Here is a 21168-nt window from a genome sequence, read left to right as displayed (position 1 = left end):
GCCACTCACAGAAAGCAGATCCATGGACACCATGCTCGCCGGACGCTTCCACCTGGACAGCAAGAAGTTCGCCGTGGAAGAGGTCCCGATCCCCGTGCCGGGCCCGGGCGAGGTCCTCATCGAGGTCAAGGCCGCCGGCGTCTGCCTCTCCGACGTCCACCTGATCGACGGCTCCCTCGTCCCGCTGTTCGCCACCTCCGACACGGTCACCGTCGGCCACGAGGTCTCCGGTGTCATCCACACGCTCGGCCCCGACCTCAAGCGCGGCCTGACCCCCGGCACCCGCGTCACCCTGGAGGCCGGCAAGACCTGCGGCCGGTGCGCCGGCTGCGTGCGCCACCGCCCCTGCACCCAGATGCTCACCGCCGGCATCGACTACGACGGCGGCTGGGCCGAGTACGTGATCGCCCGCGAGGACACCCTCATCCCCATCCCCGACAGCCTCCCCTTCGACCAGGCCGCGATCATCCCTGACGCGGTCTCCACCCCCTACGCCGCCGTCGTCGCCACCGCGGGCGTCCGTGCCGCCCAGTCCGTCGGCGTCTGGGGAGTCGGCGGAGTCGGCGCGCACAACGTACGCCTCGCCCGCCTGGTCGGCGCCGCCCCGATCATCGCCGTCGACCCGCTGCCCAGCGCCCGCGAGCGCGCCCTGGCCTTCGGCGCGGACTTCGCGCTCGACCCGGCAGCCCCCGACTTCGCCGACCAGGTCCGCGCGGCCACCGGCGGACGCGGCCTCGACTTCGCCTTCGACTGCGCCGGCGTACCCGCCGTCCGCGACCAGGCCGCCTCCGTACTCGGCCTGGGCGGCTCCCTCATCCTGGTCGGCATCACACCCCGGCCACTGACCATCACCGAGGGCCTGACCTTCAACTACCTGCAGAAGCAGGTGCGCGGCCACTACGGCGGCTTCCCCGAGTCCGTCTCCGAGCTGGTACAGCTGACCGCGGCCGGCCGCCTTGACCTGGCCCCCTCCATCACCGACCACATCCCGCTCGTCGAGGCCGCCGACGCCGTCCACCGACTGGAGAACAAGATCGGCGACCCGATCCGCCTCATCCTCGTCCCCTGACGCCCGTCAGCAGGACGACAAGCCACCCTGGGCAGGGGTGAGTGGGCGCCGGTGTGTGAGGGTGCACCGGCGCCCACGGCTTTCCCGCAGCCAGAACCCGTGGAGATGGAGCCATGGCACACGACCGACGCCCGGCGCCGCACTCCGCAGCGCAGCGACGCTCGCTCGAACCGCCGACGCATCCTCGCCGCTGCTCGGCAGAAACTGCGGGACGACCCCGACGCAAGTCTCGACAGCATCACCCTGGCGGCCGGCGTCGCACGACGCACCTTCTACGGTCACTTCTCCAACCGTCAAGCGCTGATCGCCGAGTTGACGCAGGAAGCAGCTCGGGCACTGCGACAGGCGTTCGCTGCGACCCGTGTCCCAGATGCCGACCCGCTGGAGACGATGACGCGGATGGCCCTTGCGGCATGGGCGGTGGGCGACCAGTACCGCATGCTCACCTCCCTGGGGCGACACCATCTGGGAGAGGAGACGATCCGCGCCACTCTGGCACCCGCTCGCGAAGAGGCCGTGGCGGCCATACGACGTGGCCAGGACGAAGGCGTGTTCGCGCACCACGTCCCCGCGCCCATCCTCGCTCAGGCGCTGGAAGCCCTGATGCTGGCCCTCGCCGAGGAGAACACCACCTCCGCCTGGGCGGACCCTGCGGGTGAGGAAGCGGCGACCGCGTGCCTCGTCGCCGCCGGAGTAGCACCACACATCGCATCGCGCCGGGTTCGAGCCGTGTTGCGCGAGTAAGGGCGACTCCCGGAACGCCGCCTGGCCACCGGGGCCACCCCCCTCGGGCAGGCGTGGAGCCGGTGACTCCAAGGGTCCACTCTCCTGCCCCGGACTCATACGCTGCGGCCAGTTCACCATCCACCTGCGCGGTCAGCCGGCCCGGAGGGGACGGTTCTTGGCACAGGCCAATGGTCCTCAAGCGTTACGCCTCGGTGACCCGACGCCGCCCTCGGCGTCCCCATTCCCCCTCCTGGCTTGGGACCTGCCCGGTTTCGGTTCGCCGCGGCCCGAGGGCTTCACCTGCACGAAGGAGGAATACGTCTCCTGGCTCATCGAGCGGTTGGAAGGAATCGGTGAGCCAGTCGACCTGGTCGGCCATGACTGGGGCTGCCTCCTCACCGCACGCGTGGCTTCCGTACGGCCGGACCTGATCCGCACGTGGGCCGGCAGCAACGGTCCTGTCAGCGCCGAGTACGACTGGCATCCGCTGGCCAAGCTGTGGCAGGACCACGTCGCGGGCGACCGCTGGGCCAAGGAGTACGACGCCGCCGCGTTCGCCAAGGACCTGACCGACAATCTCCAGATCCCGGCTGAGCTGGCCGAACAGACAGCCGGCCGCGTGGACGAGACCATGCGCGACAGCATTCTCAAGCTATACCGTTCCGCCTTGACGGTCGGTGCGGAGTGGGAACCGGATCTGGCGAACCTGGCCGGACCGTCCCTGGTGTTCTGGGGGGCGCTCGACCCAGTCTGCCCCATCGAGTTCGGCGAGAAGATGGCCGCTTCCGTTCGCGCCACCCGTTTCCTGAGGCTCGACAGCAGCCACTGAACGCCGATCCAGAAACCGGCCGAGGTCGCCGCGGCCCTCGAGGAGCAGTGGACCAGCTCACGGGGGTGACTGGCGCGCCCCGACAAGCACGCCCGTGGGCTGTGCCTCTGGCGGCCTGGCGCCAGTGCCGCCAGAAGCACACGGGAGGGCCACCGCACCGCCGTGCATACCGCCGAGCGAGGCGGGCGCTCCGACTGAGAGGTCGATGATCATGGCGACCGCCGCGGGCCCTTGGCCGATCTCGCAACGGATCCGACTGGCGACAGCAGCGTGGATCCGGGCGGGTGCCACCGGAGGTGATCCGGTCCGCAGGCAGGGGCCGCCGCCCCGTGCAACCGGTGTCCACCGCATCGTGTCTCGCTGTGGCCCGGCTTGCAGGGCGACGGTGCCGTCGTACGAGGCCCACCGCGCCTTGGCCGGCGGCGCAGACTCCCACCGGCTCCTCAGTCGAGGCCCGGCAGCGGGCGCCGGGTGACCTCACGGGCGTCCTCCGAGGAGAGGCCCAGCATGCGCAGGACCATCGCGGCGAGGTCGGAGGCGGCCTCGCCGCCGTCGAGGTCGGGGCGGGCCAGCCTCAGCGCCACCAGGGACAGCAGGGTCCCGCCGAGAGCGGACAGGGCCGTGGTCGGATCGGTGCCGGTGAAGCGTCCCGAGGCGATGCCGCGTTCCAGGTCACGAAGCGCTCGTGGCGACAGGCCGCGATCGGAGTGGATGTGGGCCAGGCCGCGGTCGCGCAGGATCCGCATGAGTTCGGGGTGCGAGTCCGCCATCCGTGCGGTGAGGCGGAAACCCGCAGCGACGAGCTCGGCGGGGTCGTCGATGCCTTCCACATGCTCGTCGATGACCTGACCGAACTCCTCCAGGGCGTCCGTCACGGCGGCGTCGAACAGTGCCGTCTTGGAGTCGAAGTGGTTGTAGAAGGAGCCGAAACCGACGTCCGCGCGCTCGGCGATGGCCTGGATGCTGGCGCTGGTGTCCCCGGTCTCCGCGAGGATCTGCCGCGCCGCACGGATGAGTGCCTGACGGGTCTCGGCGCGGCGCCGTTCGAAGCGGTTGCGGGGCGGGGCTGACGTCGGCATACGACGAGTGTAACAACCATGCCGACGACACCCCCATGACTGATGATTACCTCAATTCTTTGGGCCTGCTCTATTGACGATGGGCTACGGCAAAGTTGATGATTTCCTCATTACGGCAGTGTTGCTTGGAGGGCACCATGTCCCACACCCCCGTTAACAGGGCCGATCTGCAGACGCCCCACCAAGATCTCCACAGCGAGCTGGGCGCCCTACGCGGTGAACACCCCGGACGAGCGAGAAACCCCGTCATCAAGGTGGCCGACCTGGCCTGGCTGGAGTTCGAGAAGCCGGACCTGGACCGGGCCGAGGTGTTCGCCCGCGACTTCGGGTTCGCCATCGCCGCCCGCACCGAGCGGGAACTGTGGCTGCGCGGCACCTTCGCGGGCTCCCCGTGCATGGTCATCCGCCGTGGGCAGGCGTCCCGCTTCGTCGGGCCGGCGTTCCGCGCGGCGGAGCGCGCCGATCTCGACCGGCTGGCCGCAGCCACCGGCAATACCGTCCGGGACATCGACGTACCCGGCGGCGGACAGTCGGTCACCCTGCTCGATCCCTCCGGCTTCCCGGTCCGGGTCGTGCACTGCGCCGAGCAGTTGCCCGCGCTGCCCGAGCAGCAGCCGCTGATCCTCAACACCGGTACCGGGCACCGCCGTACGAACGCCACCCAGCGGCCGCCCCGCGAGCCGTCGCGTATACAGCGCCTCGGGCACGTGGTGCTGGAGACACGGGTGTTCGCCCGGACCCTGGACTGGTATCTGGACACCCTCGGGATGATCGTGTCCGACTTCCTGTTCCTGGACGGCCAGCGCGGGCGCGGGCCGACGATGGCGTTCATCCGCTGCGACCAGGGCAGCCTGCCCGTGGACCACCACACGCTGGCCCTGCACCTGGGGCCCGGTACCGGCTACGTCCACTCGGCCTACCAGGTCACCGATCTCGACTCGATCGCCGCCGGCGGGGAGTACCTGGCCGAACGCGGCTACAAGCGCAGCTGGGGCATCGGCCGGCATATCCAGGGCAGCCAGCTGTTCGACTACTGGCGCGACCCCGACCGCTTCATGCTGGAGCACTTCGCCGACGGCGACCTGTTCTCCTGCGACCTCGAACCCGGATGGGCACCGATGTCGGCGAGCGGCCTGGCCCAGTGGGGCCCGCCCGTCACCCGCGACTTCCTGGGCGCCAGCCCCTCCCCCGCCAAGCTCCGCGAGGTCATGACGGCCCTGCGCGACGACAACGAACTCGACCCCGCACGCCTGCTGGGCCTGATGAAAGCGATGAGCTCATGAGCACCAACGTTCTGCGCACCCCCGACGGCTGGTGGGCCGTCCGGGCCGAGCGCGCCGTCCGCATCGAGACCAAGGCCGTCACCACCGCCGAGCTGATCGCCGACCGGGCCGCGGTCAGCGAAGCCGCCGCCTCCGACGACAGCGGCACACCCGTCGCCGACCTGGTAGCGCTGCCCCCGGTCACCACCCCCTGCCGCGTGGTCGCCCAGATGGTCAACTACCGCAGCCACGCCAAGGATTCCGGCTTCACCGGCGACATCCCGCCCACCTTCTTCCGCAAGGCGTCCGGCTCGCTCAGCGGGCCCCACGACACGATCGTCCGCCCCGCGCACGTGAAGTTCCTCGACTACGAGGTGGAACTCGGACTTGTCATGGGCGCCCCCCTGCCCGTGGGCACCGTCGTCGAGGAGGGCGAGCTGCCGCACTACATCGCCGGGCTCGTTCTTACCAATGACGTCAGCGCCCGCGACGTCCAGCTGACCAAGACCCAGTTCTACGAGAGCAAGTCCTACCCGACCTTCACACCTACGGGGCCGTACCTGGCCCTGCTGGAGCCCGATGACTTCGCCCATCTGCTGAACCTGCGGCTGCGGCTGAACGTCAACGGCGTGCCGCGTCAGGACCGCACGCTGGCCGACATGATCGTACGGCCCGCCCAGGCGCTCACCCTGCTCGCCCGTTTCCAGACCCTCGACCCAGGCGATCTGCTCCTGACCGGCACTCCCGGCGGCACCGCCCTGAAGGCCCCGCCCAAGCCGGTCGAGAAGATCGCCGCGCTGCTGCCGCCCGCGCTGAAGTGGAAGGCGTTCTTCAACGGCCAGGCCAAGAACCCCCTGTACCTGCGCGAGGGTGACCTCGTCACCGCCACGATCGCCACCCCGGACGGGCGGATCGACCTGGGCGAGCAGCGGACCGCCGTGGCGGACGCGAGGTGAGCGCCGAGGCCCGGAGACCGGTGGTGATCATCGGTGGGGGACCCGTCGGGGTCGCGGCTGCGCTCCTGCTCGCCCGGCACGGAGTGCCCAGCTTGATCCTCGAACGCCACCGGGACATCTACCCCCTGCCGCGTGCTGTCGTCGTGGACGACGAGGTCCGCAGGATCCTGCAGAGCGTCGGCGTCCACGAGGAGTTCGCCGCCATCGCCCGGCCGGCGCCCGGGCTGCGGTTGTTGGATGCCCGGCGCCGCGTGATCAGCGAGTTCTCGCGGTCCCTGCACGGACTCCACGGATTCCCGCAGCTGAGCATGTTCAACCAGCCCGAACTGGAAGCCCTGCTGCGTGACGCCTTGGCGCGCCGCCCGGAGTGCGAGCTGTGGAGCGGGGTGGAGGTCGTGTCCGTCACCGAGTCCGACACGCAGAACACCGACGCACCCGACGATCCGACGGGTCCGGTCCGGGTCACCTTCCGGCGCGGCGGCAGTGACGAGGAGGAGCACCTGTGGGCCGATGCCGTCCTCGGCTGCGACGGTGCGGGCAGCCTCACCCGTGACGCCATCGGCACCGACTGGGAGGACCTGCACTTCCAGGAGAGCTGGCGGGTCATCGACGTGCGCACCAGCCGCCCGGTGCGGACCTGGGAAGGCGCCGAGCAGATCTGCTGCCCCACCCGGCCGGCCACCTTCATGCGCATCAGCGAGGACCGCTACCGCTGGGAGTTCCGGCTGGCCGACGACCAGAACCTGGACGGCCCGGACGGATGGGAGCGCCTGCGCGAGCTGGTCGCCCCCTGGGTGGACCTGCCGGCCTCGCAGAGCGACGACTTCGAGGTGGTACGGCAGGCGCAGTACACCTTCCAGGCCCGTCTCGCCGACCGGTGGCGCAGGGGGCGTGTCTTCCTGCTGGGCGACGCCGCCCACCTGACCCCGCCCTTCGTCGGACAGGGTCTGTGCACGGGCTTGCGCGACGCCAACAACCTCACCTGGAAACTCGCCCGCGTCCTCCGACAGGGCGCACCCGAGGAACTGCTGGACACCTACGAACGCGAGCGCAAGCCGCACGCCCGCCATGTGATCCGCGTGGCGGTCGCCGTCGGCTGGGCCATGACCGGCGGACAGGACCGCGGTGCGGCGTTCCGCCGGGCCGTCGTGGGCACGGTCTGTCGCATCCCCGGCGTGACCTCGGCGGTGAGCCGTGACCTCAGCCCCGCCCTGGCCGCCGGCCCGCTGGTACGGCGCCGCCCCAGGCTGGCCGGCCGCGTACTGGCCGGCACCTTCTGCCCGCAGCCCTGGGCACGGCACGACGGCAGGCGAGTGCGCCTCGATGACGTCCTCGGGGACTCCTTCGCCGTCCTGACCGCCGTGCCACCCACGGCGCAGATGACGGCAGTGACCACGGCACTGGGCGCCCCGACCATCCACGTCGACGACCTGGACGACGAGGGAACCCTGGCCTCCTGGCTGGCACGCGGCCGGGCGGACGCCGTCCTGCTGCGCCCCGACCGCGTCGTGATGGACACCGTCCCGGCCGGCGCCGGCGACTTCACCGACGCCGCCGCCTGGGCTCCCCTGCTCCACACGGCCCGCCGCCCCGCCGAAGCCCGGCCCGCACCCTGACGAGGAACACCACACCATGACCACCCCGCACTCCACGCCCTATCCGGAGCCCTTCCTGCCGCCCGACCCCCAAGCGGCCGCCGGCAGCCGCATCGCGGACTTTGCCCGCTGGGCCGCCCGGCACCAGGGCGCCGAAGGTATCCAGGAGCCCACCGACTACCAGGCACTACACCGCTGGTCCGTCACCGACCTGGAAGGTTTCTGGGCCGCGGTGTGGGAGTACTTCGGCATCGACGCGACGACTCCGTACGAGCGGGTGCTGGCCGAGGAGACCATGCCCGGCGCCCGCTGGTTCCCCGGCGCCACCCTCAACTACGCCCACCATGCGCTGCGCAACCTGCAGCCGGACGCTCCCGCGATCACTGCCCTGGACGAGACCGGAGCCGGCTATGAGATCACGGGCCGGGAGCTGCGCGCCCGGGTCGCCTCCGTCGCTGCCAGCCTGCGCGATCTGGGAGTCGGACAGGGCGACCGGGTGGTGGGCTACCTGCCCAACACCCCGCACGCCGTCATCGCCTTCCTCGCCGCCGCCAGCCTGGGCGCGGTGTGGTCGGTGTGCGGCCAGGACTATGCACCGAAGGCCGCCGCCGACCGCTTCGCCCAGCTCGAACCCACGGTGCTCATCACCGCGGACGGCTATCTCTTCAACGGCACCCGTCACGACCGCCGCGCCGCCTCCCTCGACCTAGCCGGCGCCCTGCCCACGCTCAAGGCCACGGTCCTCGTGGATCACCTGGGCCTTGCGTGGCCCGCGACCCGGGCTGCGAGGCTGACGGTTCCCTGGGAGGACGCGGCCGGCCGCACCGAGTACCTCACCATCACTTCGGTGCCGTTCGACCACCCGCTGTGGATCGTCTTCTCCTCCGGCACCACCGGCCTGCCCAAGGGCATCGTCCACGGGCACGGCGGCGTCCTGCTGGAGCACCTCAAGACCCTCGGCCTGCACTGCGACCTGGGCGTCGGAGACCGCTTGCTGTGGTACACCACCACCCACTGGATGATGTGGAACCTGGTCGTCTCCACCCTGCTGACCGGTGCCACCACCTGTACCTACGACGGCAGCCCCGCGCCGGTGGCGCGCCCCGACGTCCTGTGGGAGCTGGCAGCCCGCCACAAGATCACAGTCTTCGGCACCAGCCCCCAGTACCTGCTGGCCATGGCCAAGCTCGGCGTCGAACCCTCCGTGCACGACCTGTCGGCGATCCGCGTCGTCGGCTGCACCGGCTCCGCCCTGCCCGCCTCCGCCTACCCCTGGGTCCGCGACCACGTCGGCGCAGGCGTCCAGTTGGCCTCCACCAGCGGCGGCACGGACGTCGTCTCCGGCTTCGCCGGCAGCGCCCCCACCACCCCGGTGTGGGCGGGTGAACTGTCGGCTCCCAACCTCGGCGTGGCGCTCGCGGCGTACGACGGCGCGGGACGGCCGGTCGTCGACCAGGTCGGCGAACTGGTCGTCACCCGCCCCATGCCGTCCATGCCGCTGTACTTCTGGAACGATCCCGACGGCAGCCGCTACCGCGACGCCTACTTCAGCGCCTACCCGGGCGTATGGCGGCACGGCGACTGGATCACTCTCACCTCCTATGGCTCGGTGATCGTGCACGGACGCTCCGACGCCACCCTCAACCGCAACGGCGTACGGCTGGGCAGCGCCGACATCCACGACATCGTCGAACGCCTCCCCGAGATCACCGAGGCCCTCGTCATCGGTGCAGAGGAACCCGACGGCGGCTACTGGATGCCACTCTTCGTGGTCCTCGCCGACGGGGTCGGCCTGGACGGCTCCCTGCGCGACCGGATCCGTGACGCGATCCGCACCGGCGCCTCACCCCGCCACGTCCCCGACGAGATCCTCGCCGTGCCGGCCATCCCGCACACGAAGACCGGCAAGAAGCTCGAGGTTCCGGTCAAGCGCCTGCTCCAGGGTGCACCCGCCGAGCAGGTCCTCAACCCCTCCTCGGTCGACAACCCCGACCTGATCGCCCACTTCGCCGGCCTGGGGGCCGAACGCCGCCAGGCCCGTCGTCCGCACACCCCCGAGGGCGTCTCGTGATCCTCTCCGCCTCGCTGACCTGTCTCATCGCGTTGATCTTCGCCCTGCTGGGCGCGGCCAAGATCCTGGCCCTGGGTCCGATGCCCGAGCTGGCCGCCCACGCCGGCTTCACCCCAGCGGCCTACCGGCTGATCGGTGCGCTGGAGCTGGCGGGCGCCATCGGCGTGGCGACCGGCCCGGTCCTGCCGCTGCTCGGAGAGCTGGCCGGCCTCGGCCTCCTTCTGCTCCTCGCCGGTGCCGTGACCACGCACGTACGCAAAGGAGACGGGTCCCCGAAACTCGTCCCCGCCGTGGCGTGCTCGGCACTGGTCGCCTGGTACCTCGTACTCCTTGCCGGTGGCGGCTCGTGACGTTGGATGGCCGTAGCAGCCACCCGTGACAGGCATGAGCGTCGTGCTAGCCGTCTGCTGCCCGCAGGCGGCACAGAACCCTGGCCCTGTTAGCGAGCCCACGCCGGCGCTGGCACACTGAATCTGTGGTTCCGCTGATGACCGCGACCGATCAGGCCGCGTCCTCATCACTCACAGGCGCCGGCGTGGTGTCGGTCTGCGCGTTGCTCTTCACCGTGGCGTCGTTCTGGTGGCTCAACGCCAGGCAAGGGCGGCTGAAGACCTGGGAGCCTCACGCCTTCGCAGCGATCATTCACTCGTCCACGGCCCGCCTGCGGCTCCCGCTCGTCCTTCACAACACCGGCCCAAAGCCGATCGTCGTGCAGGACCTCATCCTGACCTTCCCCGACGAGCCCGCTTCTCACCTGCCGCTGCTGTGGGTGTCCTCACCGTCCCGCCTCCAGCCGGGGCCGGACGAGGACGCGAAACTGCCGGCCGGCTTCGTAGTGCCCGGAAGAGAAGCGCAACAACTCTTCATCGAGTTCGAGGCACCCTTCTCCGGGTTCATGCCGGAAGCCCGTGACTACAAGGTCCAGCTGCAAGCAAGAGTCGGCCACCGCAGGGGGTGGCGCCGCCTGCTGACGTTCACCCTGCGGGCCGCCAACATCATCGATCCGGATCGCTACACCGTCTACAACAACGCACCGGTCGAGCTGACGAAGGAAGATAAGAGAAGAGCGGATGCCGCACTCCTTGAGTTGTTGCAAGAGCAAGGGGACGACTCCGCGCCGGGCGGCAGGAGACCTCGGCGTTCTTCCCATGACGACGGCGACGCCGACACGAGCCGCTGACGCAGCGCCTGCCGGCCGAGCACCGCTCCTGCTGCGATCAGGAGATCACGGTTCCTGCGGTCACGCCGACAGGTCGGCCCGCGGGAGGAGCGCCCGGAACAACGCCCGACGGCCCTGCGACAGCTGGGACGGTTGGCGCAGCGGATTCAATGCCTCCGCTCAGTTCGGCGACAGCGTCCCTGCTTTGGGTGCTGCAGAGCATTCGCCGGCCACTGCTGGGAAGTGGCGAGTCCTGCATCCGGGAGCCGATGGATGCGCGGACCAGGTGGCACGGGTGAGAAGGGTCGCGGCGGTCAGCCCGGTGGGCCCGGCACCGATCACCACGACGGGCACGTGCCCGGGGGCGGTGGCGGTCACTTGCTCAGGGCTCTCATCAGGCCCAGCAGGCGGACGCGGTCGATTTCGTTGTCCTCGCGCAGCGCGGAGATCGCCTGCAGGAGCGCTCCCGGAGAAGGAGTGGTGCCGAGGAAGTCGCGGGTGGCGGGCGGGCCCCACTGGGCCAGGCCGGAGGCGGACATGGCGGCCCAGCCGGGTTCCAGCGTGTGGTCGAAGACGTCACCGTCGGCGAAGTGCTCCATCATGAAGCGGTCGGGGTCACGCCAGTAGTCGAAGATCTGGCTGCCCTGGATGTGCCGGCCGATGCCCCAGGAGTGGCGGTATCCGCGCTCGCGCAGGTACTCGTCGCCGGCGGCCAGCACGTCGAGGTCGGCGACCTGATAGGCGGAGTGGACATAGCCCGTGTCGGGGCCCAGGTGCATGGCCAGGGTGTGGTGGTCGGCGGGCTCGCTGCCGCGGTCGCAGCGGATGAAGGCCATGGTGGGGCCGCGGTCGCGCTGCCCGTCCAGGTAGAGGAAGTCGCTGACGATCAGGCCCAGGTGCTGCAGGTACCAGTCCAGAGCGCGCCGGAAGACCCGGGTGGAGAGCACGACGTGGCCCAGACGCTGCACCTGGGAGGGTGTGCGGGGCGGGCGCTGGGTGGTGTTGATGCGGCCGGCCGCGGTGGTGGTGCCCGTGTTGAGGACCAGCGGCTGCCGCAGCGGCTGTGCGGGCTGCTCGGTGACGCCGGGGACGACGCGGACCGGGCTGCCAGAGGGATCGAGCAGGTCCACCGCGCTGCCACCGCCGTGCTCGGTGAGGGGGCGGACCTTGTGGCCGGTGGCGCTCGCCAGCCGGTCGAGGTCGGCGGCGTCGGCGGCCTGGAAGGCGGGGCCGATGAACCGAGAGGAGGGGCCGCGGCGGATCACCGGGCAGTGGGTGCCGCCCATGGCGCCGCGCAGATAGAGGGCGTCGTCGGTGCGGGCGGCGGTGGTCAGGCCGAAGTCGTGGGCGAAGGTCTCGGCGCGGTCCAGGTCGGGCTTGGTGAACTCGAGCCAGGCCAGGTCGACCACCTTGATGACGGGCTGGGCCGCGGTGCTCCCCGCGCAGGGCGCCCTGTTCGCTGTGTAGGCCCTGGTGGGCGTCGGCCGTGGGGGCGGGTGTGGGTGTCGGGTCGTTCATGGCGGGTCCCTTCGGGCGGCTCTCCCGCGACGGCGGTGTGCGGCACTGTCGCGGGATACGAGTAAGGGGTGGAAGGGGGCGGGGTGTGGCCCCGCCGACCGTGTCAGCGGTCGGCGGAGCGGGTGGCACCAGCGGTGGCGGATCCCCTACCGGGCCAGCAGGGTGTCCAGCGCGGTGGTCAGGTCGGCGACCGCGTCGGTGGCCGCGCCGTGGGTGCGCCAGCCGATGAAGCGATCCGGGCGCACCAGGACGGCGCCTTGCGGGGTGTGCCCGCGTGCGGCGGTCCAGGTGGAGCGCAGGTCGCGGTAGTCGCCGTCGAGGTGGCCGACACGGATGGCGTCGAGCGGCAGCCCGCTGGTGGCGGCGATCTTCTCGGCGGCTTCGCACCAGGCCTGGCCGTCCTCCCCGGCGATCAGCAGGAAGCGGCCGGGGCGGACCAGGCGGGCCAGGGCCACGCGATGGCCGTAGGGGTCCTCAAGCCAGGCGTGGGGCAGCGGGTGTCCGGGGCGGGCGGCGGGCTTGTAGATGCGGACGGGGTCGGGGTTCTCGGGTGCGGGAGTGCCGTCGGGGACGACGGCGGCGGAGTCGTAGGTGTAGCCGAATTCGACGCCCAGTTCGTTGAACTCCATGGACTGGGCGGCCACGCTGGCCAGGAAGGTGCGGCGGAAGCCGGTGTCGGCGGGGTCCTCGCTCCACAGGCGGCGCGCCTGACGCCAGTTCTCCTCCGTGTCGGCCTGTGGCCCGCCGCCGAAGAGGGCGTTGATGGCTATGTGGTTCATGGCGTTTTCCAGCGAGCGCTGAACGTTGGTGGCGTCCGACGGGCGCCGCTCGGGCTCGTAGGTATCCAACAGGGCGTCGCCGGCATGGCCGTTCAGGACGGCGGCGATCTTCCAGGTGAGGTTCTGGACGTCGTGCATGGCGGAGGTCAGGCCGAGGCCGCCGGTGGGCGGATGGCGGTGGGCGGCATCGCCGGCGATCAGGATGCGGCCGGCGCGGTAGCGGTCGGCGACCACGCCCTCCAGGGACCAGCGGGAGATCATGTGGACCGCCACCTGGTCCTCGGTCAGCCCCAGCGCCGTGCGCATGTCGGACAGTACGGACTCGTCGTCGAGCGCGCGGCCGTCCTCGGACCCGTAGTTGATGTGGAAGACCCACTCCTCGGACTCCGGGCCCCAGTGGTCGGGGCCCATGGGCACGAGCACGCCCGGGATGCCGAGGTCGGGCAGCCACAGCCAGCGGATCAGCACGTCAGGGTCGGTCGCCACCTGGGACAGGTCGGCGGAGATGTGGAAGGAGACCACGCGGGCGAGGTCGCGCACGCCCTCCTGGACGATGCCCACGGCGGGGCCGACCGTGCGGCCGCCGTCGCAGCCCAGCAGGTAACGGGCCCGCACCCGGTAGGTCTCGCCGGTGCCGCGGTCGGTGACGGTGGCGGTGACGCCCTCGTCGTCCTGGGCGAGTCCGGTCAGCTCGTGGTGGAAGCGGACCCGGCCGGGCGCAAGTTCCTCGGCACGGGCGCGCAGGACCGGTTCCAGTCGGATCTGGGGCAGGTTGGCCTGCCGCTCGGGGCTGGCCGCGAGCCACTCGGGTGAGTTGCCGCCGGCTCCCCAGGCCTCCATCTTGGCGACGCGGCGGCCGTAGTCCTCGCCCTCGCCGACCAGTCCGACGTACCAGGCGGTGTGGGACATCCGCTCGGCCGGGGTGGAGGCGGCGTAGATGGTGTCGGCCACGCCGGCGTCGCGCATGATCTCCATCGCGCGCTGGTTCAGGACGTGGGCCTTGGGCAGGACGGAGGTGCTGGGCCAGGCGGTGACCAGCAGGGACTCGATGCCCATGCGGCTGAGCAGCATGGAGGCGGTGAGCCCCGCACCGCCTCCGCCGACGATGAGGACGGGGACGTCGATGTCATTCATGGGTACTCCATGGGGTGTCACGGCTCGGGGCCATGGGGTGGGGACGGCTCAGGAGCGGCGGGGGAAGAGCGCCAAGGGCGTTTCCCCGGTCGATTGATCGAGACGGGGTGTCCGCGGATTGAGCGGGCGGCGGCGCACGGATACGAGAGGCTGGTCGTTCCGAGAGGCACCCGCTCGCTGCGGGCGGGCCTCGGCAGCCCGGACGGCACGGAAGGGACGCCGGAAACAGTGGTGTCGATTCAGAGGCCGCACCCGGCCTCGGCGGCCAAGGCGGTGAGATGCGGTGGGTGCCGTCCGAGCCGTGCGAAAGGCGGCCTGCGGAGGCGGGCTGGGTATGAACGCTGTGCTAGGCCAGCCACCGCGTGGAGGCGCAGGGCGGCAGATGCTGGCGGACGTCGATGCGGCTCATCGTGATGCTCCTCGGAGCCCAGGCGGCGGTGATGCTAGCCGCCGACCAGCGCGACGAGATGGGCTCCGGCCAAGGCACCCGCGATGACGGCCGGCAGGCAGCGGGCCGCCGGATCGCCGCTGCGCAGGTGGACGACGACGGCGCCGGCCATGAGCAGGATCAGGCCGATGGATGCGGCGGCGCCGAGCGCGCTGATCCGCAGGCCGAGCAGCAGACCGGCCGCTGCCGCCACCTCCAGAGCACCCAGCAGGCGGTAGTGGGTGGCGGTCATGCCGACGTGGGCCGCGGCCTGGCGCATAGCGGGTACTGCCGCGAGCTTGGCCGACCCGAGCAGGAGGAAGATCCCGGCGAGGAGGACGGCGAGGACGATGGCGGTGGTGCTCATGGGGTTTCTCTCTCAAGTGGCTTGCTGGGGGCGTACTGCCAGTGCAGGACGTACCGGTCGAGGGCTGCGGTGACCCTGCGTCGTACCGCCTCGTCGGCAGGGGCGGGCACCGTGACGCGGACACCGCCGTCGTGCGGGCGGCACAGGATGCGTTCCGGGTCGCAGTCCGCGCCCTGGGCGGCCAGTTCGGCGTGGACCGCGCGGCGGGTGGCGTCCAGGCGAAGGCCGAGCTTGTAGGGCTTGCCGACGGCGGTCAGCGGGATGGCGTCGATCACGCGCACCTCGCGCGGGGCGGCGGCGCGCTCGGGGACCCGTTCGGTGACCCAGGTGAGCAGTTCGGCGGGATCGGTCTGGGCGCCGGGGGCGAAGGTGACGTAGGCGACGGGCACCTCGCCGGCGTGCGGGTCGGGGCGGCCCACCGCCGCGGCGGCGGTGACCTGGGGGTGGGTGAGGAGGGCGTCCTCGATCGCGGCGGGATCGATGTTGTGACCGCCGCGGATGATCAGGTCCTTGGCTCGGCCGGCGAGATGGATGAAGCCGTCGGCGTCGATACGGGCCAGGTCGCCCGTGTCCAGCCAGCCGTCGCGGATCTTCCCGGCGCTCTCCAGGCGAGGCTCCTGGGCGGTGTGCTCAGCTACGTACCCGGCGAAGACGACCGGGCCGCTGACGGCGAGCACCCCGGTGGCGCCCGGCGGCAGGTCGTGCCACTCACCGGTGTCCGGGTCGATCCGCACCGTCTTGACCTGCTGGTAGGGCAGGCGCCGCCCGGCACTACCGGGGCGAGTGTGGCCGGGCAGGCCGAGGGCGGAGGCGCAGGTCGCCTCGGTCAGCCCGTAGCCCTCGCACAGGGGGATCCCGGTGTGCTTCTCGAAGGACTCCCGTACGGCGGGCGGCAGCGGGGAGGCGCCGACGGCGGCGAACCGCATGCTGGAGATGTCCGCGTCGACGGGGACATGGGCGAGGACGGAGTACAGGGTGGGCACCGCCGACATGGCGGCGATGCGGTAGTGCTCCACCAGCTTCCAGAACACCGGATACAGCTCGGGATCGCGGTAGCCCAGCGGCCCGGCCCACACCACTCCCCGGCCGCGCAGCAGCGGGCCGAGCAGGGTGACGATCAGGGCGTTGACGTGGAACAACGGCAGTGCCGCGAACATCACCGAGTCCTCGTCGAGAGGAATGCTCGCGGCCACCATCCAGGCGTCGACGACCTCGTTGGCGTGCGTATGGGCGGCAAGCTTGGGGATGCCGGTGGTGCCGCCGGTGTGGAAGTAGGCGGCCAGGTCGTCGGCGGCCGGGGCTTCGACGTCCACCAGCCGGTCGGCGGGATGGGACGCGGCAAGCTCCGTGAGGTAGCCAACGCGTACGCCCTCGATGGGGTCCAGAGCGGGGGCGGGGCCGTCGGCCAGGTTGGGGGTCAGTGCCAGCAGAGCGTCCAGCCGCAAGGCCGCGGCGACCTGCCGGGCTGTGGCCCACACCTGTGCGTCCAACTGCGGACCGGCGGCGATGAGCACCCGCGCGCCGCTGCGCCGCAGCAACTGCTCGACGTGCTCGGATGCCAGGCCCGGGTTGACCGGGGCGGCGATGCCCGCTGCCTGCGCGGCCAGCAGGGCGCCGGGCAGCTCCGCGGTGTTCGGCGCGAGCAGGCCCACGGCGGCCCGGCGGGTGACGCCTAGAGAGCCCAGCAGATTGGCAGTGCGATGCACCTGGTCACGCAGGTGCGCGAAGGTGACTGTGGCGGGGCGCTGGAAGCGCGCGGCGTCGGGCAGCACCGTCAGGGCCGGCCGGTCGGGCCACAGGCGGGCGGCGCGCAGCAGGGTGTCGTAGGTGGTGGCGGGCAGGCCGCACTCGTGCAGCGGTACGGCCTCGATCGCGGACAGGTCCGCGCGGCTGTCGGGGGCGGGCCACAGCAGGTCGGGGGGTGTGCGTGTCACCGGTGCGCCTTTGCAGGGTGAGGGATGGGTTCAGGTGGCCGGCCCGGTACGGGGATGCCGGGCCGGCCGGTCCCGGGCGGGGTTCCCGGGAGCCGTCAGCGGGCCCGCACCACCGTGCGCTGCTCGCCGAGATCGAGGACGCCGTCGTCGGTCGCGATGCGGGCCGTGACGACGTCGCCGTCCTTGAGGTAGCGAGGGTTTGCCTGCTGGCGGGCGAAGAACGTCTGCCAGCGCTTGTGCGGAGGCAGGAGGGCGGCAAGCGTGGCCACGACCCTGCCCGGGGACTTGAGCGCGGTGCCGCCAGGGGTTCCGGTGAGCAGGACGTCACCGGGCTGCAGGTGCTGGAAGCGGGCGAGCAGACTGAGGGCGCGGGCGGGCCGGACGATCATCTCCGTGGTGGTGCGGTCCTGCCGGGTGGCCCCGTTGACCTTCAGCGTGAGCCGCAGGTCCGGCAGGCGGGCCAGGTCGTCGGCGTCGACCAGGAGCAGCCGGGGGCCCAGCGGCGTGAAGGTCGGGTACGACTTGGCCTCGTAGAACTGGGTCTTGGGCAGTTGCAGATCGCGGGCGCTGACGTCGTCGGCGACGACGAGCGCGGCGACGAACGCCGGCAGGGTGGAGTCGGTGACCTCGGTACCGACCGGCAGATCGGCACCCATCACCAACCCGAGCTCCACCTCGTAGTCCAGGAAACGCACGTGCTGTGGACGTTCAATGTCCTGGTAGGGCCCGCTGACGGACCCGGACGCCTTGCGGAAGAACGCTGGCGGAACGGTGTCCGGGTCGAATCCGGAGTCCACCGCGTGGGAACGGTAGTTGACCATCTGCGCTACCACCCGGCAGGGCGTGGTGACAGGCGACAGCAGCTCGGCCTCTCCAACCGAAACCCCGGCGTCGGGGTCACCCGTGGCGCGGGCAGCCGCCTGCTGCACGGCGGAACGGTCGGCGAGCAGGCCGGCGGTGGTGTCCGCGCCGGTGTCGACGCGGTGCAGCCGTCCTGTGCCGCTCTCCACCCACCAGCCGTCTGTGGTGCGGACGACCTGGATACTCATCGGCTCTCCTGAGTCCTGGACAGGCACCGACCGGAACGCTCCCGCGAGCAGCTCCAGTCAGCAGTGATGAGAGAATCAGTCCAGATGACGACTCCGTCAACAGCAGTCAGTCGTGACGAAATAATCAAAGCTGATGCACTGAGCATGGTGGAGAGATGAGTATCGATCGACAGGGCAGGGCCAACACACCCAGCCACACGCCCAACCGCGTGGACCGACGCAAGGCGCGCACCCGTGCCGCGCTGATCGCCGCCGCGCAGCGGTTCCTCGCCGATCAGGGGCGGACCGACGTGAGCATCCAGGAGATCACCGAGGCGGCGGATGTCGGCTTCGGCTCCTTCTACAACCACTTCACCAGCAAGGACGAGCTGTTCGACGCGGCTGTCGCCCGCACCCTGGAGGAACACGGAGCACTCCTGGAATCCGTCGTGGGAGACCTGAAGGACCCCGCGGAGATCTTCGCCGCCAGCGTCCGCCTGACCGGCCGGCTGCAGCGCACCCACACACAGATGGCCAGGATCCTCGTCCGTACGGGCATGTCCTATCTGACCTCCGACAGCGGATTGGCTCCGCAGGCGATGCGGGATCTGCGGGCCGCCGCCGACACCGGACGGCTGGACATCGACGACCCGCGCACTTCTGTGGCCATGGTCGGCGGCGCCCTGCTCGGAGTGCTCCACCTACTGGAGACCCGCCCGGACCTCGATGCCGCGCATGTTTCCGACCAGCTGGCCTTCCGCCTGCTGCGCATGTTCGGCATGACGCGCGCCGAAGCACAGGAGATCGCCACTCGGCCCCTGCCGTCGCTGCCCCGGACCTGACAATGGTGAGCAAGATCGGCGACGCATGAGACACGTCGCCCATGTCCGCGAATGTGACGCTCAGGGGGCGCGAACGCGACCCACGTCGAGGTGGTCGGAAAGATCATCTACCTTCGACAGAACTACCACTTCGGGCCCGAGAAGATCGCCATGTACCTCAAGCGGTACCACGACGTCACCATCAGCAAGTCGGGCGTCTGGCGCATCCTCAACCGTCTCGACATGGGCCGCCTGCCGGCCTCCCAGCGTTACAAGCGCCACGACCGCAGATGGAAGCGGTATCGAGGCGAGCGGCTCGATGAACTTCACGTCGATCTGCACCCGTTGGCCCGACAACGGCGCTGAGTTCCAGTCCGCCTTCCACTGGCACGTGCCCGACAAGGGCATCGCCCACACCTACATCAAGCCCCGCACACCGCGACTGAACGGCAAGGTCGAACGCTCCCACCGAATGGATGCCGAGGAGTAGTTCTACCGGCTCCTCGATGGTGTCGTCATCGACGATGCCGAGGTCTTCAACGACAAGCTGCGCGAGTGGGAGGACTACTACAACTACCATCGCCCCCACGGCGGCCTCGGCGGCCAGACACCCTACGAACGCCTCAAGCAGAAGACCACGACTCAGACGTAATCGATCTTTGTCAGTGGCACAGCACCGCCGGCCGCCCGCCCCTGCCCAAGAGGCAGGCACACAGTGCATGAGGTCAGAACCATCGTGGCCGGGGCGGTCGGCTCCGCGACCCTAGCCAGCCGCTTTGGCGCGAGCCTCGAAGATCATGGCCCCAACGTCATGCTTTACCGGGCAGGTCCACAGACTGCCCGACGCGCCGGAAGCTTACGGGGCCATGATCACTCGCGCCAAAGCAGCTCCCGGCCAAAGTCGCTACGTCGACCGCTCGGCACCGTGCACCACGAGGGGCGGCGGGTCAGTCGTCACCCCAGCGAGGGAGACTCGTCCTGATCAAGCCCGGCCGACATCCACAATGCTTGTGACCTGCCGCACATGACCTTGCATGCCCATATATGTCCGTTTTAATTGATGGAACCATCAGAACCGAGGATATGATCCTAGAGGGAGCAGCACATGGCATTCACGTTCCGCGACCCTGCGTGTACGGCTCCAGGTTGCGTGCAGGAGCCACACCTGATGCATCACCGAGCGGGGTCGTCACTCGTTCTCTCGCGCACCTTGCCGCAACCACGATCCGTGCTGACAGTCGCCTCGCTGTTCATTCTGGCGATCACGCTCATCGATCTTCAGGTGCCTGGCGCAGTTCATCTCGGCGACTTGCTGATCATGGTGCCTGTACTCACTTCCTGGTACGCGAGCTCCCGGGTGACCTCACTTGTCGCCATCATGGCCGTGTCGGCTTTGATGGCCATCTTCCTGGTCCGCCAATCGGTGAACCCGCCACAGGCGGCTGCCCTCATGGCGACCTCGGTGGCCGTCGTGATCGCCCGGTACCTGACGGAACACGGACAGCGAAAGCTGGTCCAGCTGCGCGCAGTCGCCGAGGCCGCGCAACGCGCCATACTGCCTCCCCTCCCCCACCGACTCGGCCCCCTTCGCCTGGCCTCGACGTACCTGGCGGCAGAGGATGAAGCACGCATCGGCGGAGATCTCTACGCCGCCGTGCGCACGCCCACGGGGACACGGTTGATCATCGGCGACGTTCGAGGCAAGGGCCTGGCGGCGGTCGGCATCGCTGCCCACACCATCAGCACGTTCCGCGACGCCGCCCGCCGGCTGACCACGCTGCCGGAACTCGCCGCCTACCTGGATTCAAGTGTCCGCAGCAACGCATCCGAAGCAGTGAGCCCCGAACAGACCGAAGAGGCGTTCGTCACCGCCACTCTCCTCGAAATCCCCGACGCCGAGCCCCTCGTGCGGAGCGTCACCTGCGGACACCCCCCACCGCTACTCCTACGAGCGCACGACGTCGTGACCCTGGAAGCCGGCCAACCCGCGCCCCCGCTGGGACTGGGCGCATTGGTGCAAACCACCTATCACCTCGACACCTTCGCCCTACGCGCCGAAGACACCCTCCTCCTCTACACCGACGGTGCCATCGAAGCCCGCAATACCGAGGGCGAGTTCTACCCGCTCGCCAAACGACTCACCCACCAGAACCACCGCCATCCCACAGCACTCCTCAACCACCTCCGCGGCGACCTTCTCAACCACGTCAGCGGCCGACTCGACGACGACGCCGCCTTGATCTCAATCAAACGTCAACCCGCTGACGGCATAGCGCCATCGGCTGACCAATCGACCTGTGATGAGCGCGGCGTCTCGATGTCCTTCGATATGCGGTCACGCAGCACTTCTGGCCTAGGGGAACGACCCAGTGCAGTACAGCAGTGAAGTACAGCAACCACCACGACCGCCACCG

19 protein-coding genes and 1 pseudogene are annotated in these 21168 nt (G+C 70.4%); 13 read left to right on the top strand and 7 right to left on the bottom strand.

The annotated features are described in order from the left end of the window. Window positions 1-22 precede the first annotated feature (22 nt). The 3 genes from FB157_RS17640 (at window position 23) to FB157_RS17630 (ending at window position 2624) form a co-directional block, all read left to right on the top strand. On the top strand, window positions 23-1069 hold the full coding sequence (locus tag FB157_RS17640; RefSeq protein ID WP_145880774.1) for a zinc-binding dehydrogenase: 1047 nt from the start codon (window positions 23-25) through the stop codon (window positions 1067-1069). A gap of 105 nt (window positions 1070-1174) precedes the next feature. Next, on the top strand, window positions 1175-1813 hold the full coding sequence (locus FB157_RS17635) for a TetR/AcrR family transcriptional regulator (RefSeq protein ID WP_145880912.1): 639 nt from the start codon (window positions 1175-1177) through the stop codon (window positions 1811-1813). A gap of 157 nt (window positions 1814-1970) precedes the next feature. Next, window positions 1971-2624, top strand: coding sequence for an alpha/beta fold hydrolase (locus FB157_RS17630; protein WP_261386355.1), 654 nt, complete (start codon window positions 1971-1973; stop codon window positions 2622-2624). 443 nt (window positions 2625-3067) lie between these two features. Here the strand turns inward: FB157_RS17630 and FB157_RS17625 are convergent, their stop codons facing one another. Continuing rightward, window positions 3068-3703, bottom strand: coding sequence for a TetR/AcrR family transcriptional regulator (locus tag FB157_RS17625; RefSeq protein ID WP_145880770.1), 636 nt, complete (start codon window positions 3701-3703; stop codon window positions 3068-3070). Window positions 3704-3840: 137 nt separating this feature from the next. Here FB157_RS17625 and FB157_RS17620 point away from each other — a divergent pair, with 137 nt between their 5' ends. The 6 genes from FB157_RS17620 to FB157_RS17595 all read left to right on the top strand — a co-directional run bounded on the left by FB157_RS17620 (window position 3841) and on the right by FB157_RS17595 (window position 10767). Continuing rightward, window positions 3841-4986, top strand: a complete 1146-nt coding sequence (locus FB157_RS17620; protein ID WP_145880768.1) for a VOC family protein — start codon at window positions 3841-3843, stop codon at window positions 4984-4986. Then, a complete protein-coding gene (locus FB157_RS17615; protein WP_145880766.1) occupies window positions 4983-5921 on the top strand; it encodes a fumarylacetoacetate hydrolase family protein in 939 nt (312 codons plus the stop codon). The genes FB157_RS17620 and FB157_RS17615 overlap by 4 nt, the downstream gene beginning before the upstream one ends. Continuing rightward, a complete protein-coding gene (locus FB157_RS17610; RefSeq protein WP_145880764.1) occupies window positions 5918-7537 on the top strand; it encodes a bifunctional 3-(3-hydroxy-phenyl)propionate/3-hydroxycinnamic acid hydroxylase in 1620 nt (539 codons plus the stop codon). The genes FB157_RS17615 and FB157_RS17610 overlap by 4 nt, the downstream gene beginning before the upstream one ends. 16 nt (window positions 7538-7553) lie before the next feature. Then, a complete protein-coding gene (locus tag FB157_RS17605; protein ID WP_145880761.1) occupies window positions 7554-9587 on the top strand; it encodes an acetoacetate--CoA ligase in 2034 nt (677 codons plus the stop codon). Beyond that, window positions 9584-9937, top strand: coding sequence for a DoxX family protein (locus tag FB157_RS17600; protein ID WP_145880759.1), 354 nt, complete (start codon window positions 9584-9586; stop codon window positions 9935-9937). Before FB157_RS17605 ends, FB157_RS17600 begins: the two co-directional genes overlap by 4 nt. Before the next feature lie 137 nt (window positions 9938-10074). Further along, a complete protein-coding gene (locus FB157_RS17595; protein ID WP_145880756.1) occupies window positions 10075-10767 on the top strand; it encodes a hypothetical protein in 693 nt (230 codons plus the stop codon). A 353-nt stretch (window positions 10768-11120) separates the two neighbouring features. Here the strand turns inward: FB157_RS17595 and FB157_RS17585 are convergent. The 5 genes and pseudogenes from FB157_RS17585 to FB157_RS17565 all read right to left on the bottom strand — a co-directional run bounded on the left by FB157_RS17585 (window position 11121) and on the right by FB157_RS17565 (window position 17954). Beyond that, window positions 11121-12264 (bottom strand): annotated as a pseudogene (locus FB157_RS17585) (VOC family protein). Window positions 12265-12410: 146 nt separating this feature from the next. Then, complete coding sequence (locus tag FB157_RS17580; RefSeq protein WP_145880753.1) at window positions 12411-14177, bottom strand: FAD-dependent monooxygenase; 1767 nt, start codon at window positions 14175-14177, stop codon at window positions 12411-12413. Window positions 14178-14620: 443 nt separating this feature from the next. Continuing rightward, window positions 14621-14971, bottom strand: a complete 351-nt coding sequence (locus FB157_RS17575; protein WP_145880751.1) for a DoxX family protein — start codon at window positions 14969-14971, stop codon at window positions 14621-14623. After that, window positions 14968-16905 (bottom strand): acyl-CoA synthetase, encoded by a 1938-nt coding sequence (locus FB157_RS17570; RefSeq protein WP_145880749.1) that lies wholly within the window; start codon window positions 16903-16905, stop codon window positions 14968-14970. Before FB157_RS17570 ends, FB157_RS17575 begins: the two co-directional genes overlap by 4 nt. Window positions 16906-17000: 95 nt before the next feature. Beyond that, window positions 17001-17954, bottom strand: coding sequence for a fumarylacetoacetate hydrolase family protein (locus FB157_RS17565; protein ID WP_145880747.1), 954 nt, complete (start codon window positions 17952-17954; stop codon window positions 17001-17003). Window positions 17955-18109: 155 nt separating this feature from the next. Between FB157_RS17565 and FB157_RS17560 the strand changes: the two genes are divergently transcribed. Continuing rightward, window positions 18110-18775: a TetR/AcrR family transcriptional regulator gene (locus FB157_RS17560; RefSeq protein ID WP_145880745.1), complete on the top strand. Its 666-nt coding sequence runs from the start codon at window positions 18110-18112 to the stop codon at window positions 18773-18775. Between the two features lie 60 nt (window positions 18776-18835). Here the strand turns inward: FB157_RS17560 and FB157_RS48460 are convergent, their stop codons facing one another. Then, window positions 18836-19084: a hypothetical protein gene (locus tag FB157_RS48460; protein ID WP_186581553.1), complete on the bottom strand. Its 249-nt coding sequence runs from the start codon at window positions 19082-19084 to the stop codon at window positions 18836-18838. Here FB157_RS48460 and FB157_RS48455 point away from each other — a divergent pair. The 3 genes from FB157_RS48455 (at window position 19074) to FB157_RS17540 (ending at window position 21140) form a co-directional block, all read left to right on the top strand. After that, on the top strand, window positions 19074-19244 hold the full coding sequence (locus FB157_RS48455) for a DDE-type integrase/transposase/recombinase (RefSeq protein WP_145880741.1): 171 nt from the start codon (window positions 19074-19076) through the stop codon (window positions 19242-19244). The genes FB157_RS48460 and FB157_RS48455 overlap by 11 nt on opposite strands. Before the next feature lie 27 nt (window positions 19245-19271). Next, window positions 19272-19406 (top strand): integrase core domain-containing protein, encoded by a 135-nt coding sequence (locus FB157_RS49420; protein ID WP_145880910.1) that lies wholly within the window; start codon window positions 19272-19274, stop codon window positions 19404-19406. Between the two features lie 576 nt (window positions 19407-19982). Then, the gene (locus tag FB157_RS17540; protein WP_261386354.1) at window positions 19983-21140 is read left to right on the top strand and encodes a PP2C family protein-serine/threonine phosphatase; all 1158 of its coding nucleotides are present in this window, start codon (window positions 19983-19985) and stop codon (window positions 21138-21140) included. The last annotated feature ends 28 nt before the right edge of the window (window positions 21141-21168 follow it).

This window comes from Streptomyces sp. BK340, from assembly GCF_007827595.1.
GTDB lineage: Bacteria > Actinomycetota > Actinomycetes > Streptomycetales > Streptomycetaceae > Streptomyces.
Note: the sequence above shows the minus strand (reverse complement) of the source record. Positions and strands in the feature narration are given on the sequence as shown.

Excerpts from the sequence above, each read along its gene's own strand:
- FB157_RS17620 (WP_145880768.1), top strand. The coding sequence starts at position 3,841 with ATGTCCCACACCCCCGTTAACAGGGCCGATCTGCAGACGCCCCACCAA.
- FB157_RS48455 (WP_145880741.1), top strand. The coding sequence starts at position 19,074 with ATGAACTTCACGTCGATCTGCACCCGTTGGCCCGACAACGGCGCTGAG.
- FB157_RS17560 (WP_145880745.1), top strand. The coding sequence starts at position 18,110 with ATGAGTATCGATCGACAGGGCAGGGCCAACACACCCAGCCACACGCCC.
- FB157_RS17580 (WP_145880753.1), bottom strand. The coding sequence starts at position 14,177 with ATGAATGACATCGACGTCCCCGTCCTCATCGTCGGCGGAGGCGGTGCG.
- FB157_RS17615 (WP_145880766.1), top strand. The coding sequence starts at position 4,983 with ATGAGCACCAACGTTCTGCGCACCCCCGACGGCTGGTGGGCCGTCCGG.
- FB157_RS17635 (WP_145880912.1), top strand. The coding sequence starts at position 1,175 with ATGGAGCCATGGCACACGACCGACGCCCGGCGCCGCACTCCGCAGCGC.
- FB157_RS17595 (WP_145880756.1), top strand. The coding sequence starts at position 10,075 with ATGACCGCGACCGATCAGGCCGCGTCCTCATCACTCACAGGCGCCGGC.
- FB157_RS17640 (WP_145880774.1), top strand. The coding sequence starts at position 23 with ATGGACACCATGCTCGCCGGACGCTTCCACCTGGACAGCAAGAAGTTC.
- FB157_RS17565 (WP_145880747.1), bottom strand. The coding sequence starts at position 17,954 with ATGAGTATCCAGGTCGTCCGCACCACAGACGGCTGGTGGGTGGAGAGC.
- FB157_RS17625 (WP_145880770.1), bottom strand. The coding sequence starts at position 3,703 with ATGCCGACGTCAGCCCCGCCCCGCAACCGCTTCGAACGGCGCCGCGCC.
- FB157_RS17575 (WP_145880751.1), bottom strand. The coding sequence starts at position 14,971 with ATGAGCACCACCGCCATCGTCCTCGCCGTCCTCCTCGCCGGGATCTTC.
- FB157_RS17605 (WP_145880761.1), top strand. The coding sequence starts at position 7,554 with ATGACCACCCCGCACTCCACGCCCTATCCGGAGCCCTTCCTGCCGCCC.